At 70.1% G+C, this 16,814-nt stretch carries 15 protein-coding genes and 1 other RNA gene; 12 read left to right on the plus strand and 4 right to left on the minus strand.

Annotation, left to right across the window (positions count from 1 at the left end; all coding sequences use genetic code 11):
* Positions 1–1,116: a peptide chain release factor 2 gene (prfB, locus tag AB0I67_RS03530; protein WP_357916921.1), complete on the plus strand. Its 1,116-nt coding sequence runs from the start codon at positions 1–3 to the stop codon at positions 1,114–1,116.
* Positions 1,117–1,154: 38 nt separating this feature from the next.
* Here prfB and AB0I67_RS03535 read toward each other — a convergent pair whose 3' ends face one another.
* Complete coding sequence (locus AB0I67_RS03535; protein ID WP_357916923.1) at positions 1,155–1,343, minus strand: hypothetical protein; 189 nt, start codon at positions 1,341–1,343, stop codon at positions 1,155–1,157.
* 202 nt (positions 1,344–1,545) lie between these two features.
* On the opposite strand from AB0I67_RS03535, the gene ftsE reads away from it, so the two are divergent.
* The 6 genes from ftsE (at position 1,546) to AB0I67_RS03565 (ending at position 7,087) form a co-directional block, all read left to right on the plus strand.
* Positions 1,546–2,235, plus strand: a complete 690-nt coding sequence (ftsE, locus tag AB0I67_RS03540) for a cell division ATP-binding protein FtsE (protein WP_357916926.1) — start codon at positions 1,546–1,548, stop codon at positions 2,233–2,235.
* 34 nt (positions 2,236–2,269) lie between these two features.
* Positions 2,270–3,172, plus strand: a complete 903-nt coding sequence (ftsX, locus tag AB0I67_RS03545) for a permease-like cell division protein FtsX (protein WP_357916929.1) — start codon at positions 2,270–2,272, stop codon at positions 3,170–3,172.
* A gap of 23 nt (positions 3,173–3,195) precedes the next feature.
* Positions 3,196–3,663 (plus strand): SsrA-binding protein SmpB, encoded by a 468-nt coding sequence (smpB, locus tag AB0I67_RS03550; RefSeq protein WP_357916932.1) that lies wholly within the window; start codon positions 3,196–3,198, stop codon positions 3,661–3,663.
* The gene (locus AB0I67_RS03555; protein WP_357916935.1) at positions 3,660–5,519 is read left to right on the plus strand and encodes a penicillin-binding transpeptidase domain-containing protein; all 1,860 of its coding nucleotides are present in this window, start codon (positions 3,660–3,662) and stop codon (positions 5,517–5,519) included. The genes smpB and AB0I67_RS03555 overlap by 4 nt, the downstream gene beginning before the upstream one ends.
* Positions 5,520–5,779: 260 nt before the next feature.
* Positions 5,780–6,163, plus strand: a transfer-messenger RNA (tmRNA) gene (gene ssrA / locus AB0I67_RS03560).
* 339 nt (positions 6,164–6,502) lie between these two features.
* Positions 6,503–7,087: a hypothetical protein gene (locus AB0I67_RS03565; RefSeq protein WP_357916938.1), complete on the plus strand. Its 585-nt coding sequence runs from the start codon at positions 6,503–6,505 to the stop codon at positions 7,085–7,087.
* 358 nt (positions 7,088–7,445) lie between these two features.
* Here AB0I67_RS03565 and AB0I67_RS03570 read toward each other — a convergent pair whose 3' ends face one another.
* Both AB0I67_RS03570 and AB0I67_RS03575 read right to left on the minus strand, forming a co-directional pair.
* Positions 7,446–8,498 (minus strand): trypsin-like peptidase domain-containing protein, encoded by a 1,053-nt coding sequence (locus tag AB0I67_RS03570; protein WP_357916941.1) that lies wholly within the window; start codon positions 8,496–8,498, stop codon positions 7,446–7,448.
* A gap of 19 nt (positions 8,499–8,517) precedes the next feature.
* Entirely contained in the window at positions 8,518–9,945 is a 1,428-nt protein-coding gene (locus tag AB0I67_RS03575; protein ID WP_357916944.1) for an AMP-binding protein, read from the minus strand.
* 67 nt (positions 9,946–10,012) lie between these two features.
* Between AB0I67_RS03575 and AB0I67_RS03580 the strand changes: the two genes are divergently transcribed.
* The 5 genes from AB0I67_RS03580 (at position 10,013) to AB0I67_RS03600 (ending at position 16,073) form a co-directional block, all read left to right on the plus strand.
* Positions 10,013–10,846, plus strand: a complete 834-nt coding sequence (locus AB0I67_RS03580; RefSeq protein ID WP_357916947.1) for a hypothetical protein — start codon at positions 10,013–10,015, stop codon at positions 10,844–10,846.
* A gap of 46 nt (positions 10,847–10,892) precedes the next feature.
* Entirely contained in the window at positions 10,893–13,088 is a 2,196-nt protein-coding gene (locus tag AB0I67_RS03585) for an acyl-CoA dehydrogenase (protein WP_357916949.1), read from the plus strand.
* A gap of 56 nt (positions 13,089–13,144) precedes the next feature.
* Entirely contained in the window at positions 13,145–14,563 is a 1,419-nt protein-coding gene (locus tag AB0I67_RS03590) for a hypothetical protein (RefSeq protein ID WP_357916952.1), read from the plus strand.
* A 95-nt stretch (positions 14,564–14,658) separates the two neighbouring features.
* On the plus strand, positions 14,659–14,790 hold the full coding sequence (locus AB0I67_RS03595) for a hypothetical protein (RefSeq protein ID WP_357916955.1): 132 nt from the start codon (positions 14,659–14,661) through the stop codon (positions 14,788–14,790).
* A 101-nt stretch (positions 14,791–14,891) separates the two neighbouring features.
* Positions 14,892–16,073: a glycosyltransferase family 4 protein gene (locus tag AB0I67_RS03600; RefSeq protein WP_357916958.1), complete on the plus strand. Its 1,182-nt coding sequence runs from the start codon at positions 14,892–14,894 to the stop codon at positions 16,071–16,073.
* Here the strand turns inward: AB0I67_RS03600 and AB0I67_RS03605 are convergent.
* A complete protein-coding gene (locus AB0I67_RS03605; protein ID WP_357916960.1) occupies positions 16,060–16,800 on the minus strand; it encodes a class I SAM-dependent methyltransferase in 741 nt (246 codons plus the stop codon). The genes AB0I67_RS03600 and AB0I67_RS03605 overlap by 14 nt on opposite strands.
* Positions 16,801–16,814: the final 14 nt, after the last annotated feature.

Here is a 16,814-nt window from a genome sequence, read left to right on the forward strand (position 1 = left end):
GTGGCAGGAATAGACCCGGCAGAAGAGATCAGCGAGCTGTCCAGCACGCTCGCCAGCATCAAGGACGTGCTCGACCTCGACGCGATGCGCAAGCAGATCGCCGAGCTGGAGGAGCAGGTGGCCGCGCCGGATCTGTGGGACGACCCCGAGGCGGCGCAGAAGGTCACGAGCAAGCTCTCGCACCTGCAGGGCGAGCTCAACCGCGTCGAAGGGCTCCAGCGGCGGGTCGACGACCTCTCGGTCCTGTTCGAGCTGGCCGCGGAGGAGGACGACGCCGACACGCTGGCCGAGGCCGAGCGGGAGCTCAACTCGCTGCGCGGCGACGTCAACGCGCTGGAGGTCCGCACGCTGCTGTCGGGCGAGTACGACTCGCGCGAGGCTCTGGTGACCATCAACTCCCAGGCCGGCGGCGTCGACGCGGCCGACTGGGCGCAGATGCTCCTGCGCATGTACCTGCGCTGGGCCGAGCGCAAGGGCTACTCCACGGAGGTCTACGAGACCTCCTACGCGGAGGAGGCCGGCATCAAGTCCGCGACCTTCACCATCAAGGCCCCCTACGCGTACGGCACGCTCCGCGGCGAGCACGGCACGCACCGGCTGGTCCGGATCAGCCCGTTCGACAACCAGGGCCGCCGGCAGACCTCCTTCGCCGGCGTCGACATCGTGCCCGTCGTCGAGCAGACCGACCACATCGACATCAACGAGGACGAGCTCCGCATCGACGTGTACCGCTCCTCCGGCCCCGGCGGCCAGGGCGTCAACACGACCGACTCGGCGGTCCGCATCACCCACCTGCCCAGCGGCATCGTGGTCTCCTGTCAGAACGAGCGCTCCCAGCTCCAGAACCGGGCGACCGCCATGGCGGTCCTCCAGGCCAAGCTGCTGGAGCGCAAGCGGCAGGAGGAGGCGGAGAAGATGTCCGAGCTGCGCGGCGCCTCGACCACCTCGTGGGGCACGCAGATCCGCAACTACGTCCTGCACCCGTACCAAATCGTCAAGGATCTGCGCACCGGCACCGAGGCGGGCAACCCGACCGCGGTCCTGGACGGGGACATCGACGGCTTCATCGAGAGCGAGATCCGCTGGATGCGCCGCCAGGAAGCCGGGATGGAGTAGTCAGGGCGACGCCGGCCGTCCCGTACGGCCGGCTTCGGCTAGGTGCCGAGCAACTGCCGCAGCACCAGCGTGAGGAAGAGCGCGGCGAGAAGGACCGCGGCGACCATGGCCGGGGTCAGGGCGAAGCCGTGCCGGTGCAGGCGTTCGCGGTTGGCGCGGCAGGTGGCGCAGCGTCCCTCGATGACCGGGTGGGCGCAGGCGGCGCAGACAAGGTGTTCGCAACTCATCGTGCCTCCACTGTAGCCGCTCAATCGTTTTGTTTCCGTTATGGACGTTCCATGCCAGTCTTCCCCCTAGACTGTCCTCCAGCCAATCGGAACGTCGATCATCAGTAAAGATGGACGCCCCCGGTAGGTCAGCGGTGGGAAGTGGGCATGTGCCACCCTCCCCTCCAGCTTGGCCCCTAGACTGGTACGCCGTGATGCTCTCGTGATTCATTTCGACAACGTCACCAAGGTCTACGCGAATCAGAACAGGCCCGCGCTGGACCACGTCTCCGTAGACATCGACAAGAGCGAGTTCGTGTTCCTGGTCGGGCCCTCGGGCTCCGGGAAGTCGACCTTCCTGAGGTTGATCCTCAAGGAGGAGCGACCCAATTCCGGTGCCATCCACGTGGCCGGCAAGGATCTCGCCAGGCTGTCCAACTTCAAGGTGCCCTCCCTGCGCCGCCGCATCGGCTGCGTGTTCCAGGACTTCAGGCTCCTGCCCAACAAGAACGTCTACGAGAACGTGGCGTTCGCCCTAGAGGTGATCGGCAAGCCCAGGCGGTTCATCCGCAAGGTCGTGCCCGAGGTCATCGAACTGGTCGGTCTGGAAGGCAAGGCGCACCGCATGCCCGAGGAGCTCTCGGGCGGCGAGCAGCAGCGCGTCGCGATGGCGCGCGCCTTCGTCAACCGGCCGATGATCCTGCTGGCCGACGAGCCGACGGGCAACATCGACCCGGCGACCAGCATCGGCATCATGAAGGTCCTCGACCGGATCAACAGGACCGGCACCACCGTCGTCATGGCCACGCATGACGCGGCCATCGTCGACTCGATGCGCAAGCGTGTCGTGGAGCTGGAGGACGGCAAGATCGTCCGCGACCAGTCGCGTGGCGTCTACGGCCAGGCGTACTGAGGATCCGGATACCAAGGGAGCTGACGGGAAGAACATGCGGGCGAATTTCATCCTCTCCGAGGTCTGGATCGGCCTTCGCCGGAACCTGACGATGACCATCGCGGTCATCGTCACCGTCGCCGTCGGCATGGCGATGCTCGGCGTCGGCTTCCTGATCAGCGCTCAGGTCAGCACCATGAAGGACTACTGGTTCGACAAGGTCGAGGTCTCGGTGTTCCTGTGCACCAAGAACACCTCGATCCCCGCCTGCAAGGGCAAGGAGGCCAGCCCCGACCAGACCGAGGCGCTCAAGACCAAGCTGGAGGGGCTGCCCGAGGTCAAGCAGGTCCACTTCGAGGACCAGGCGATGGCCTACGAGAACTTCCGCAAGACCGCCGTGGACAAGACGCTGCTGGACGTGACCAAGCCGGAGGACATGCCCACCTCCTTCCGCGTCCAGCTCAAGGACCCCGAGCTGTTCCAGCCGGTCATCGACGCGGTCACCGGGCAACCGGGCGTCTCGTCGATCAAGAACCAGAAGGAACTGCTGAACGACTTCTTCGGCATGCTCGACGCGCTGCGGACGGCGGCCTTCGTGCTCGCCGGATTCGTGGTCATCGCGTCGATCCTGCTGATCGCCAACACGGTGCGGCTCTCGGCGTTCAACCGGCGCCGGGAGACGGGCATCATGCGGCTGGTCGGCGCGTCCAACCTGTACATCCAGCTCCCGTTCGTCATGGAAGGCATGATCTCGGGGCTGATCGGCGGCGTCTTCGCGGCGGTCATGCTGATCCTGGCGAAGGTCTTCGTCTTCGAGGAGTTCCAGAAGTACCTGGCGATCGGATCCCAGCTCGAATGGGAGACCGTGGCCTGGGTGATCGTCTGGACGCTGGGCATCGGCGTGCTGATCTGTATCCTGTCGTCCTTCGTGACCCTCCGTCGCTACCTCCGAGTGTGACCGGACGCCGGTAAGGTCGAGGTATGCCACGTGAAACCGGGCGGAAGCTCATCGCCCAGAACAAGCGTGCCCGGCACGACTATCAGATCAGTGACACCTTCGAGGCGGGTCTGGTCCTCCAGGGCACCGAGGTCAAGTCGCTGCGCGAGGGCCGGGCCTCGCTGACCGACGGCTACGCCACGGTCGAGAACGACGAGGCGTGGCTGCTCAACGTGCACATCCCCGAATACGCGCAGGGCACGTGGACCAACCACTCGGCCCGCCGTAAGCGCAAGCTCCTGCTCAACCGCAAGGAGATCGACAAGCTCGCCGCCAAGCTCAAGGAGGGCGGGCTGACGATCGTGCCGCTGCAGCTCTACTTCAAGGACGGCCGGGCCAAGGTCGAGATCGGCCTGGGCCGCGGCAAGAAGGACTGGGACAAGCGGCAGACCCTGGCCGAGCAGCAGGCCAAGCGGGAGATGGCGCGAGCCGTACGCCAGCACAGCCGATGACCCGAGCCAAGCGCCTGCTGTCCGCGGCCGTCACGATGGTGGTCGCGGGCACGACGCTGTCCGGATGCCTGTCGGAGTCCTCGCCGCACGAGGCCATCCGCGACTTCCTGGTGGGCTGGAAAGAGGAGAACTACGACCTCGCGGCCGAGCGCACCAACGGCGACCCCAAGGCGGTGGCCAAGGCGCTGGCCGACACCAAGCTCGACCTCGACGCCATCTCCTTCCGCTTCCGCATCACCGGGGTGACCCGCACCGGCGACGACGCCAAGGCGTCCTTCAACGCCGAGGTCGACCTGGGGGAGAACAACCCGCTCTGGCACTACAAGAGCGAGATGCCGCTGCGGCTGATCGACGGGCAGTGGAAGGTGCTCTGGTCGCCCTCGGTGCTGCATCCGCAGCTCAAGGACGGGCAGCGCTTCGCCGTCCTGACCAGGTCGGTGGGGCGGCAGCCGATCGTCGACCGCGACGGCGCCTCGCTGCAGACCAACATGCCGCTGTACGTGGTCGGGGTGACGCCGGGGCAGCTCGGGGCCAACGCCGAGGCGGTCTGCCGGCAGCTCTCCCAGCTCACCGGCTACGCCGCCGACCGGCTGATCAGCCGGATCCGCTCGGCGCCGCCCAGCGAGTTCGTGCCGCTGATCACCCTCGGCCGCAAGCGCCACCAGCAGCTCAAGGACCAGCTCACCGGCATCCAGGGCATCAGGACCCAGGTGCAGGAGCAGCCGGTCGCCCCGGCCGACCCCAAGCAGATCGTCGGCCTGGTCAGCACGCTCACCGCCGAGGGCGAGCAGCAGCTCGGCGGGCCGCAGCGGGCGGGCGACTCGATGGGCCGCTCCGGGCTGCAGAAGGCCTACCAGGACCGGCTGACCGGCTCCACGGTCACCCAGGTGATCACGCTCGACCTCAAGACCGGCGAGAAGGCCGCGGAGCTCCAGGAGCTCCAGGGGCTTCGCGACGCGGCCGAGGTGCACACCACGATCGACTCCTCGATCCAGCGGGCCGCCCAGACCGCGGTCCAGGGCACCTCCGCCAGCATGCTGGTCGCCGTCGAGGCCTCCAGCGGCAACGTCCTGGCGGTCGGCTCCACCGGGCTCGACCAGATCAAGGACGGGCTGGCCGGCAAGTACCCCGGCGGCACGGCCATGTCGATCGTCGCGGCCAACGCCCTGCTGAAGTCGTCGGTGACGCCGAAGACGCGCGTGCCCTGCGTGGCCAGCCGCTCCGTCGGCGGCGCCCGCTTCGACTACACCGGGACCGTCACGCCCGGCACCACCTTCCAGCACACCTTCGCCCACGGCTGCGTGACCGGCCTGGCCGCGCTCGCCCGCCTCGTCGACGCCGACCAGCTCAAGCGCAGCGCCGAGGAGCTCGGCCTGGGCCTGCCCTGGAAGCTCCCGCTGGCCTCCTTCTCCGGCGCCTGGCCCGAGACCGACAGCGACGCCGGCAAGGCCATGGCCATCGCCGGGCAGAACGTCCAGGTCAGCCCGCTCTCGCTGGCGCTGGTCGCGGGCGCGCTGGCCTCCGGCACCTGGCATCCGCCCGTGCTGGTCACCAAGCCCGCCTCGCCCGACCCGGCCGGCGAGACCCTGCCCGACGAGCCCGTCCAGGCCCGGCCGATCGACCCCAAGGTCAAGGCCGCGCTGACCGCCATGATGCGCGCGGGCGTCGTCTCCGGTACGGCAGGCGCCGCCGGTACGGTCACCGGCGTCCACGGCATCCGCGCCGAGGTGCCCGGCAAGCCGATGACCTGGTTCGTGGGCTGGCAAGGTGATGTGGCGGTAGCCGTACTGGTGGAGAAGAGTGATCCCGCGGCCGTCGCGGGCCGCTTCTTCCAAGCCATCGGTAACGCTTCGTGAAACTCAGTGACCCAGAGCAACCGTTGCTGCGGGGCTGAGCGTCTTACCTCATGACTGAGCCGCTCGGGGGGTTGCGGTTCCAGTCACGGTGACGGGCCAGGGCATCATCTCGGGGGAAGCCCTGCCGTCAGGACCGGCTCGACCCTGCCGGTCGGCCCTCGGGGATGTGCGCGACTTGCCGCGTTCCCGGGGGCCTTCGGCCGTTTACCGGAATGCGAGCCGGGGTTCGCGTGTTGTAAGGTCAGGTGGAACACACACCCGGGGGTGATTGGTCTCGACTTTGACCTTGCAAGTCAGGAGAAGCGGGCCGAGGACGGCGGACATAACCTCGTAAATCCTGTGACCGCAAACAACAAGTGCCAACTCTAAGAGCACTGTGGCGGCGAAGTCCAACTTCGCCCTCGTTGCCTAACAGCAACCCACTGTCAGCCTGAGAATGCCTTCGGCTCAGGACCTGGCATCGCTAGAAGGCTCAACCGCTAGCCCCGGTCACGGGGGTTCGCGGAACATCTAACAGTGACTGAGCCCGTCGGTGATCCGCCTGCGGAAGCACCGGGGCCGAGAAAAGCGTCAAGCAGGCTGCGCCCGGAGAAGCCCTGGTTTGGGGTTGAAGGACGCGGGTTCGATTCCCGCCACCTCCACCAGACCAGACCGCCCTCTACCTGGAGAAACACTCCACGGTAGGGGGCGGTTTCGTGTCAGTGGGGGCACCAGGGGACCCCTGGGCCACGACCGCGCCCCGAATCCGAGCCGATCAGGCTCGGGGGTCGCCGCCGGCCACCCAGCCAGAGAACATAGCGGTCATGAGCCGCTTACCCGTGCGCTGGTCTCGCTCTCACGGATCGAGGCGGGCCGCCCGTCCTTCGGCCCGCTCAATCCGCAAAGCCGCCCAAAGGGCACGGTCCAGGCCGAGGGGCAGACTGCGGGATGTCCGCTGGAACGTTCAGTGGTGGGCGGCGCTCGCCACGGTTCTCGCCGGACTCATGTCCCTGCCCGCGCTCGCCATATCCGTGAACGCGCTCAGGGTCGCGGAGCAACAGAGGCTCGATTCACGCAGGGTCGCGGAGCAGCAGAGAAGCGATGCGCAACGTCAGAAAGCCGAGGAAGACGAGACGGTCAGGCGGGCGTTCGTCCAACGGATCATCTACGACGGTCACGACGGTGTGTTCTTCGACGGCGGCGACCTCGTCTTCACCAACGGCAACACCGCATTGGCCACCACGCGCATCCAGCTCAGGTTCACCCGCGACAAGGGCGCGGGCGAAGCCGCGAACTGGACCTACAGCCTCATGGAGTTCCGTGTGCCCGGCTGCACCGAGGCGACCTTCCGGATCACCAAGGGCCTCGAGGACGAGATTCAGACCGAGGGCATCACCTTCTCTGAGGTGGTGGCCGAGGATTATGCGTCGGTCCTCAATCCGCACGACAACCGTTGGTGGTACGTCCTAGGTTTTGCCGACCAGGTCCCCGAACCCCTCACGCCGGAAGACCATACATTCCAGCAAAATCAGTCCATGAGCGTCTTCACCGAGCCGGATCAGAGCCGGAAGCTCTCCGGATGCGCCTGACCGGCCGACCGCATCCACCGGTCGCCGGGAGCGGGCCCAACCGTGGATGGCTTGACTGCGCCGAGCGGCCGGCGACGAGGTCCATGAAGAACCTCGGTAGGTTCCGGAGGATCTTCAGCGCGCACGCCTCCGCCCCTTACCGCCACTGGCGGCGGTGGCTGAAGGCGATGAGGGCGACGACCAGATCGAGCGAGCCCATGCTGCGCGACCCCGCCGGCAGCCCACTGCCGGGCAGCCGGCGTGCCGGTGAGGTCAGGACACGGCTGGTGCGTAGTGGGCGTCCAGGGGCAGTCTCAGCCGCTCCTGGGCGGTCGTGCCGGAGGGGCGGCCCGGTGGAAAGGACCGCCCCCGCGTGTGATCAGTCCGCCTGGAGTTCGCCCAAGGTGACGGTGGCGGTGGCGGTGGTGCCGTCGGGCTTGGCGACTTCCACCTTGGCCTGGTCGCCCGGCTGGAGGCCGGCGAGGACCTCGGCGAGGGCGGCCATGGTCGGGGTGTCCGTGCCGTTGACCGAGACGATGACGTCGCCGGCGGCGATGCCCGCGGTGGCGGCGGCGCCGCCGGGGATGACGGAGTAGACCTGGACGCCGGCGGGCTGGCCGTCGGCGCCGAGGACGGTGGTGCCGCGGATGCCCAGGGCGGCCCGGTGGGTGTTGGTGACCTTGCCGTCCTTGATGATCTGCTGGGCGACGTCGGTGGCGGTGTTGCTGGGGATGGCGAAGCCGATGCCGGGGGCGGCGCTGTCGCCGAGGTCGGGGTTGGTGGCGGCCAGGGTGGGGATGCCGACGACCTCGCCGGAGAGGGAGACCAGGGCGCCACCGCTGTTGCCGGGGTTGATGGCGGCCGAGGTCTGGATGGCGTTGGCGATGGTGACGTTGGAGGGCTCCTGGACGGTACGGCCCAGGGCGGAGATGATGCCGTTCGTCACGCTGCCGGACAGGCCCAGCGGGTTGCCCATGGCGAGCACGATCTGGCCGACGCGGAGCTTGGAGGAGTCGGCGAAGCGGGCGGGCCGCAGGCCCCGGGGGTCGTCGACCTTGATGACCGCGAGGTCGCCGGCGCGGAAGGAGGCGACCAGCTTCGCGGCCCGGGCGGCTCCGCCGGTGGCGAGGGACACCTGCATCTCGGTGGCCTCGCCGACCACGTGGGCGTTGGTGATGATGTGCCCGGCGGTGTCGTAGACGATGCCCGAGCCCAGGCCCACGCGCGTGGTGATCTGCACGATCGACGGCAGGACCTGGGTGATCACCTGCTCGTAGGCCTTCTCGAGCGCGAGCGCGCTCTCCGGGGCCGGGGTGGCGCTCTCGGAGGGGGAGGCGGTGGCGGGGGTGGTGCTGGGGCTGGAGACGGGTGCGGGGGAGGAGCACCCGGCCAGCATCAGAGCGGCGGCAAGACCGGCGAGTATCGTCCTCATGCGCCGGTATCTTCCCTGATCAAGGGGAAAGATACGCCTCGCGGACGCTGCTGCGGCTGAGCTTGCCGGTGGGCGTGCGGGGGAGTTCGGCCCGGAACTCGATGACGCGGGGATGCTTGAGCCGGGCCAGGCGTCCGGCGCACAGGTCGAGCAGCGAGGCGGCGAGGTCGTCGCCGGGTGAGGCGCCCTCGACGGGCTGGACGAGGGCGACGACCTTGTGTCCCCATTCGGGGTCGGGGACGCCGATGACCGCGACGTCGGCCACGGCGGGGTGCTCGATCAGCACGGCCTCGATCTCGGCGGGGTAGATGTTGACGCCGCCCGAGATGATCAGGTCGGTCCTGCGGTCGAGCAGGAAGAGGTAGCCGTCGGCGTCGAGGTAGCCGACGTCGCCGGGGGTGTAGGCCTGGCCGCGCATGGAGGAGGCGGTCTTGGCCGGGTCGTTGTGGTACTCGAAGCGGTTGATCCCGCTGATGTAGACCAGGCCTGGCTCGCCGGGCGGCTGTTCGCGGCCGTCGTCGCCGAGGATGGTGAAGCGCAGGCCCTCGACCGCCCGCCCGACCGTGCCGGGGCGCTCCAGCCATTCCTGGGTGGACAGCATGGTGGCGACGGCCGCCTCGGTGGAGCCGTAGTACTCCCACACCACCGGGCCGACCCAGTCGATCATGGCTTTCTTGGTGGCCGGGGGGCAGGGCGCGGCGCCGTGGTAGAGGTGGGTGAGGCTGGACAGGTCGTAGCGGTCCCGGTCCGGTACGGCCAGCAGCCGGTGGAACATGGTGGGCACCATGAAGGCGTTGGTCACCCGGTGCCGCTCGATCGTCTCCAGGGTCTCGACGGCGTCGAACCGTTCCGGCACCACCAGCGAGTGCCCGTGGTGCAGGGCCATCATGGCCTGGCCGTACGGGGCGGAGTGGTAGAGCTGCGAGCAGACCAGGTGCACCCCGCCGAGCGGGAGGCCGAAGTGCCGCCAGCTCTTGCGCATCAGGATCGGGTGGAGGTCCTCGGGCGACAGCTCGAGCAGGCGGCGGCGCACGCCCTTGGGGCGGCCGGTGGTGCCGGAGGTGTAGAGCATCATGGATCCGGCCCAGCGCGGTTCCGGGGCGGTGTCGGGCCGGCCCTCGGCGAGGCCGGCGACGCTGTCGTGGCCGTCGCGGACGACGACCTTCGCCTGGCAGTCGCGGACCACGTAGTCGATCTCGTCCTCGGTGAAGTGCCAGTTCACCGGGACGTGGTAGGCGCCGATCTGGTAGGTCGCGAGCATGAGCGCGACCGCGTCGGGCCCGTTGCGCACCACGGTGACGACCGCGTCGCCCCGCCGTACCCCCCGGGCCAGCAGGCCGTGCGAGACGCGGTTGACCGTGGCCAGGAGGCGGCCGTAGGTCAGGTCGGCGTCGAGCAGGGCAGGTCGTCCAGGATCGGCTGCGGCGATCTCGTAGAAGCCCCTCATGGATCGGACCCTACAGAACAACGTTCTGTCGGCAAAAGGGTTCAAGGGGTGACGTAATCTCAAGCGCATGGGCGACCACGATCCCTACCACCCCTCGCACGAGGCCCCGACCACGCCGTTCCGCCGGATCGTGGTCCCTCAGGAGACCCCGCAGGCGCCCCCGCGGCCGGTCCCGGCGCCGCGGCCGCCGAAGCGGAAGCTCGGCGACGTCCCGATCCGGACGGTCTACCTGGTGGTGGCCGTCGTGGTGACGGTGCTCGCGGTCGTGGCCGTCTTCGCGCTCTTCTCCGGCGACCAGCCGGACAACCAGCCGATCACCACCGCCGCCGCGCCGCAGGCGACCGCCGCCGCGACGCCCGCGCCGACCGGGGTGGTCGCGGCCGAGCCGCCGGCGGAACTGGCGCTGCCGAAGCCCGAGGGCAAGGCCACCAAGGTCGTCGGCAGCTTCACCGACAAGAACACGTTGCTCACCTATCCGCGCCTGGGCAAGCCGTGGGACGCCAGGTCCTACAGCCCGTTCTCCATCGCCCAGCGGATCGGCGAGAAGGCCAGGCCGCACACGGTGATCGGCTCGGCGATGGTGCCGGTCGAGGTGAGCGCCAAGCCGAGCGGTGACGCCGACTACCGGGAGATCGCCTACCGGGCCACCCGCTGGGCCGCGCGCACGCACCTGCCCGACGGTGCGGTGATCGCCTGGACCGGTTCGCAGAAGCCGGCCAAGGGCAAGGGCTGGGTGCTCGGCTTCACCGCGACCTACCCCGGTGGCAGCTCGCAGGGCGTGGTCGCGGTCATCGAGGTCGGCAAGGCGAAGCCGGCGATGCTGCTGGCGACCGTACCGGACACCAGGCCCGATCAGCAGCCCGATCTGTACACGCTGGTCAAGGGGCTACGTAAAACATAGAAGCATCCTCTAGAATATCCTTCTAGGCTATGTCTGGGAGGACACGATGGCGATCGGGTTGAGCGAGGAGCACGAGGCGCTCCGCGAGTCGGTGGCGGGCTGGGCCGAGCGGCACATCACCCCGCGCGAGCAGGGGAGCGGCCGTCCCGGCTTCTGGGCGGGGCTGGCCGAGCAGGGCCTGCTCGGGCTGCACCTGCCGGAGGAGGCCGGCGGCTCCGGCTACGGCCTGCTGGAGACGGCCGTCGCCATCGAGGCGCTGGCCGAGCGGGTCGCCCCCGGCCCGTACGTGCCCACCGTGCTGGCCAGCGCCGTCATCCACGCCTCCAAGCGGCACGAGCTGCTGCCGGGCCTGGCCGACGGCACGCTGACCGGCGCCGTGGCGTTGCGCGGCGAGCTGACCGGCACCCGGGGCCAGGACGGCACCCTGGTGGTCTCCGGTACGGCGGAGCCGGTGCTGGGCGGTGACCTGGCCGACGTGCTCGTGCTCCCGGTGAGCACGCCGGAGGGCGAGGAGTGGGTCGCGCTCGACGCCGCCTCGGCCACCGTGACGCCGGTCAAGTCCCTGGACATCACCCGCGCCGTGGCCAAGGTGGAGCTGGCGGCGGTAGCCGTACCGGCCGAGCGGGTCCTGGACGGCGTCGAGGGGTCCGACGTCCTCAACCTGGCCGCGATCCTGCTGGGCGCCGAGGCGGCCGGGCTGGCCTCCTGGTGCGTCCGGGCCGCCGCCGACTACGCCAAGGTGCGCGAGCAGTTCGGCCGGCCGATCGGCCAGTTCCAGGGCATCAAGCACAAGCTCTCGCGCATGCTGGTCGCGCTGGAGCAGGCCCGCGCCACCGTGTGGGACGCCACCCGCGCGCAGGGCCGCGAGCTGGAGTTCGCCGCCGCGGTGGCCGGGGTCATGGCGCCGGACGCCGCCGTGCAGTGCGCCAAGGACGCGATCCAGACCTTCGGCGGCATCGGCTACACCTACGAGCACGACGCGCACCTCTACTTCCGCCGCGCGCTCACCATCCGCGCGCTGCTCGGCTCCTCCGCCGAGTGGTCGGCCTCGGTCGCCGAGCTCGCGCTCGACGGCGTCGCCCGCGAGATGGAGATCGACCTGCCGGAGGAGGCCGAGGAACTGCGCGAGTCGATCCGCGCCGAGCTGGCCGAGATCGCCGGGCTGAGCACCGAGCCGAGCGGCCACGGCAACCGCGGCAGCGACCAGAAGCGGGCGCTGGCCTCGCGCGGCTTCGTCATGCCGCACCTGCCCAAGCCGTGGGGCCGCGACGCCAAGCCGCTGGAGCAGGTGCTCATCCACCAGGAGCTGCGCGCCGCCAAGCTCAAGCTGCCGCAGATGATCATCGGCGCGTGGGTGGTCCCGTCCATCGCCGTGTACGGCACGCCGGAGCAGCAGGAGCGCTTCCTGCCCGGCACGCTGAGCGGCGAGATGATCTGGTGCCAGCTCTTCTCCGAGCCCGGCGCCGGCTCCGACCTGGCGAACGTGCAGATGAAGGCGGAGAAGGTCGAGGGCGGCTGGCGGCTCAACGGCCAGAAGATCTGGACGTCCGTGGCGCACGTCGCCGAGTGGGGCATCTGCATCGCCCGCACCGACACCTCCAAGCCCAAGCACGACGGCATCACCTACTTCCTGGTCGACATGAAGGCGCCCGGGGTCACCGTCCGGCCGCTGACCGAGATGACCGGCGAGAACCTGTTCAACGAGGTCTTCCTCGACGACGTCTTCGTGCCGGACGACCTGGTCGTGGGCGAGGTCAACGACGGCTGGCGGGTGGCGCGCAACACGCTGTCCAACGAGCGCGTGTCGCTGTCGTCCGGCTCCGGCGGGACCGGGTCGTCGGTGCCCGACCTGGTCGGCCTGGCCGGCCGGCTCGGACGCGAGCTCACCCCGGCCGAGCGGCAGGAGCTGGCCGCGGTGGTCTGCGAGGGGCACTCGATCAACGCGCTGTCGCTCCGGGTGACGCTCAAGCAGCTCGCCGGGACCGAGCCCGGGGCGGACGCCTCGGTGCGCAAGCTGCTGTCCACCTCGCACGCGCAGCACGTCTCCGAGTGCGCGGTGTCGCTGCTCGGCCCGGCGGCGACGATCGCGGCGGACATGCGGCTGGGCGACGCGGGCTACTGGAACCGCGCGGTCCTGGCCACCCGGGCGATGACCATCTACGGCGGGACCACCGAGGTGCAGCTCAACATCATCGGTGAGCGCATGCTCGGGCTGCCCCGCGACCCGGAGCCCGGCAAGTAACCGCGGGGAGCGGCTCCGGTGCTCGCCGGTCACCGGAGCCGCTACTCTGACCCGCTATGGGCAGGATTGTGCACGTCTGGGGGCCCGCGTTCCTGGGGCTCGCCCTGGGCGTCCTGGCCCTCTGGCCTGCCCTGGGTCCCGGCTTCGTGCTGCGCTACGACATGGTGTTCGTGCCGGACCCGCCGATCCTGCCCGACACCGGCGGCTTCCCCCGGGCGATGCCCAGCGACCTCGTCGTCGCGCTGCTGTCCGGGGTGCTGCCCGACCAGCTCGTGCAGAAGGGCATCCTCCTCGGGATCTTCGTCCTGGCCGCCTCCGGCGCCGCCGCGCTGGTCCCGGGCGAGCGGCTGCTGCCGCGCCTGGCGGCGGCGGCCTTCTACGCCTGGAACATCTACCTCGCCCAGCGCCTGCTCCTCGGGCAGTGGGCGCTCCTGCTCGGCTTCGCCGGCCTGCCGTGGGTCGTGCACGCGGCCGGCCGGCGCTGGTGGCACCTCGCCCTCGCCCTCCTGCCCGCCGCCGCGGGCGGCTTCCAGGCGATGCTCGTCACTGTGCTCACCCTGGTCGGGGTCGCCCCGCGCCGGCTCTGGCTGCCCGCCGTCCTCGCCCTGCCCTGGCTCGTCCCCGCGCTGGCCGCCGACGCCGCGACGGACCCGGCGGGCGTCGACGCCTTCGCGGCCCGCGCGGACGGCCCGTTCGGGACGCTCGGCAGCCTCCTGTCGCTCGGGGGCGTCTGGAACGCCGAGGCCGGCGTGCCCGGCCAGGACGGCTGGTGGCCGGCCAGCGCCCGGCTGCTGCTGGCCCTCGTGGGCCTGGCCGGTTTCGTACGGCTGCGCGGCAAGGTGACCTGGTGGCGCGGGCTGGCCCTGGCGGCGTCGGCGGGGCTGGTGATCGCCTGTGCTGGAGCCTTCGCGCCCGGCCTGGTCAAGGCGCTGATCGCCGGATGGCCCGGCTTCGGGCCGCTCCGTGACGGGCAGGCGTACCTCGCGCCTCTCGTGCTGGCGGCCGCCGTCGGGTTCGGCACGCTGGTGCCGCACTGGCTGGGGGTGCTCGCCCCGCTGCTGGTGCTGCCCACCTTCGCGCTGGGCGCCTTCGGGCGGCTGGCGGCGGTGGACTACCCGGCGGACTGGCTCGCCGTGCAGCGGATCGTCAACGCGGACCCGGCTCCCGGTGCGGTGCTGAGCCTGCCCTGGGGCGCGCACCGGGCTTTCGCGTGGAACGGGGGGCGGGTGGTGCTGGATCCGGCGACCAAGCTGTTCGAGCGGCGGGTGGTTTGGGACGACGGGCTGTCGGTGAAGTTGCCGGACGGCCTGCGGCTGCGGGTGCGCGGCGAGGACCTCGGCGAACGGCCGCCGATCCGCTACGTGCTGATCGCGGGGGATGAGAACAGGTTCCTCGCCCAGTACCCCGGGTGGGGTGTGGCTTACCGGGGTCAGGAGGTGGTTCTTCTGCGAGTTCCAGGGGGTACCCGAGGGTAACTTACTCTGTTACGGTTTGAGCAAGCCTATGGCGATGATTGGGAACACGTTCTAATCTCGGGCCCATCCCGCTTCCGATCTGGAGGGAGAACCAAGTGGTTCGCATCCTCGCGGCACTCATCATCGGGGCCGTTCTGGCGGTCGGAGCCTCGGCAGCGGTCGTCAATGTCGCCGCGCCGACGGCGGAACCGCCCAACCAGCCGTTGTACAACTACGGCTCCCGGTGATCTGAGCGCTCAGGCGACACCGGAACTCCCTGTTCGACACCCCACGGCGATGAGCTGTGTTCAGCCATGCCCGCATGCGCCCTACCCCCCGTGGAGCAGACGTGACGAGATCAGGCGGGCCCAATCTCGGAGACATCCGGGTCGCCGTGCTCAACTTCCGCGAGCCCCTGCAGAGCGTGGCGGGCGGCGCGGAGGAGTACGCCTGGCAGGTGGCCAGGTACCTCGCCGAGCAGGGCGCCGGCGTGCACTTCGTGACCAGCCGGGAGCGCGGCCAGGTGGCCGCCGAGCGGGTGGACGGCATCGAACTGCGCCGGATGGGCAACCGCTACCTGGTCTACCTGCTCGTCCCGCTGTGGCTGCTGCTGCGGCGCCGGCGCTTCGACCTGGTCGTCGACGCCATGAACGGCATCCCGTTCTTCGCGCCGCTCGTGGTGCGCCGCCGTACCAAGGTCATCTCGCTGGTGCACCACGTGCACCAGCGGCAGTTCTACGCCTTCCTGCCGAAGCTGGTCGCCCGCGTCTGCTGCTTCGTGGAGGGCCCGCTGGCCAGGCGGCTCTACCGGCGTTGCACCACGGTGACCGTCTCGGAGTCGTCCAGGCGGGGCCTGCGTGAACGGCTGGGCTGGATCGCGCCGATCCAGGTGATCCACAACGGGGTGCGGGTCGTCCCGTCCGGGGTCGAGCCCACCGGCGAGCCGGTCATCACCTACGTGGGCCGGCTGGTCGGGCACAAGCGGATCGAGCAGGTGGTCGAGCTGGCCGAGACCCTGCGGCCGCAGTGGCCCGACCTGCGGGTGCACGTGATCGGCCGGGGTCCGGAGTACGCGAATCTGGCCGATCTCGTCGCGCGGCGCTCGCTCGGCGACCGGGTGACCCTGCACGGCTTCGTGCCCGAGGAGGACAAGAACCGGCTGCTCGGGGAGTCCCTGCTGCACGTCATGCCCTCGGAGTGGGAGGGCTGGGGCCTGACCGTCATCGAGGCGGCCGGCCAGGGCGTGCCGACCGTGGCCTACGACGTCGGCGGGCTGCGCGACTCGGTGCGCGACGGGATCACCGGCTGGCTGGTGCGCGAGGACGACACCCTGGCCAACGTCGTCGACCGCTCGCTCAAGCGGCTCACCGACCCCGTGCTGCGGGAGGAGACCGCGCGGCAGTGCCGGCAGTGGGCCGACAGCTTCCACTGGGAGCGCACCGGCGAGGCCTTCGCCCACCTGATCGTCGCCGAGCTGGCGGAGGTGCGCGCCACCCGGCTGGCCAAGGTGTCGCGGCTCAGTGCTTCCTGAGCACGATCACCAGGTTCCAGGTGACCAGCTCGCGCAGTCCCGGGACGCCGACCACGAACTTGGCCCAGCGCGGCAGGTAGCGGGGGAGCGCGTCCACGACCACGGCGTCGGGACGGCTGCGCGCCCAGCGGAGCATCCGGGCCACGGAGACGGCGTAGAGGCTCTCGCCGAACACGTTCTTGGGACGCCTGCCCATCTTCCTGACATAGCGCCGGGCGGCCGTGTGCCCGCCGAGGTAGTGCCAGGGCGAGGTCTCGTGCCCGCCCCAGGGCGAGAGCCAGTTGGTGTAGGACAGGTACACCGTGCCGCCCGGCCGGGTCACGCGGAGCATCTCATCGGCCATCCGGATCGGGTCCGGCACGTGCTCCAGCACGTTGGAGGAGAAGCAGAGGTCCACCGAACCGGTGGCCAGGGGCAGGTCGAGCGCGCTGCCCAGGATCGAGTCCACCGGCATGCGGCCGTCGCGGGCGGTCATCTCGCCGGCGTCGCAGTCGACGCAGACCACCCGGGCCCCGCTGTCGCGCAGCGCGTCGGAGAAGTAGCCGGAACCGCCGCCCACGTCCACGATGAGCGTGCCCTTGAGCTCGGCGTAGGAGTCGAGCTGCGCGACGGTGTCCCGCGCGAGCAGGCCGTAGAAGAAGTCGGGATCGGTCTGTTCCTTGCGGAAGGCGCTGAACAGCCGGACCGAACGCGCCAGGGTCGCGCGGAAAGGGGTGGGCGAGGGCACGGCGAGAGCGTACT

Origin of the sequence: Nonomuraea sp. NPDC050310, from assembly GCF_040655795.1 — a bacterium.
In the GTDB taxonomy this organism is placed as follows: Bacteria; Actinomycetota; Actinomycetes; order Streptosporangiales; family Streptosporangiaceae; genus Nonomuraea.

Bases quoted from the DNA above. Each gene is read 5' to 3' on its own strand.
- AB0I67_RS03555 (WP_357916935.1), top strand. From the start codon at position 3,660: ATGACCCGAGCCAAGCGCCTGCTGTCCGCGGCCGTCACGATGGTGGTC.
- smpB (WP_357916932.1), top strand. From the start codon at position 3,196: ATGCCACGTGAAACCGGGCGGAAGCTCATCGCCCAGAACAAGCGTGCC.
- AB0I67_RS03580 (WP_357916947.1), top strand. From the start codon at position 10,013: ATGGGCGACCACGATCCCTACCACCCCTCGCACGAGGCCCCGACCACG.
- AB0I67_RS03535 (WP_357916923.1), bottom strand. From the start codon at position 1,343: ATGAGTTGCGAACACCTTGTCTGCGCCGCCTGCGCCCACCCGGTCATC.
- AB0I67_RS03570 (WP_357916941.1), bottom strand. From the start codon at position 8,498: ATGAGGACGATACTCGCCGGTCTTGCCGCCGCTCTGATGCTGGCCGGG.
- AB0I67_RS03585 (WP_357916949.1), top strand. From the start codon at position 10,893: ATGGCGATCGGGTTGAGCGAGGAGCACGAGGCGCTCCGCGAGTCGGTG.
- AB0I67_RS03575 (WP_357916944.1), bottom strand. From the start codon at position 9,945: ATGAGGGGCTTCTACGAGATCGCCGCAGCCGATCCTGGACGACCTGCC.
- ftsX (WP_357916929.1), top strand. From the start codon at position 2,270: ATGCGGGCGAATTTCATCCTCTCCGAGGTCTGGATCGGCCTTCGCCGG.
- AB0I67_RS03590 (WP_357916952.1), top strand. From the start codon at position 13,145: ATGGGCAGGATTGTGCACGTCTGGGGGCCCGCGTTCCTGGGGCTCGCC.
- AB0I67_RS03565 (WP_357916938.1), top strand. From the start codon at position 6,503: ATGTCCCTGCCCGCGCTCGCCATATCCGTGAACGCGCTCAGGGTCGCG.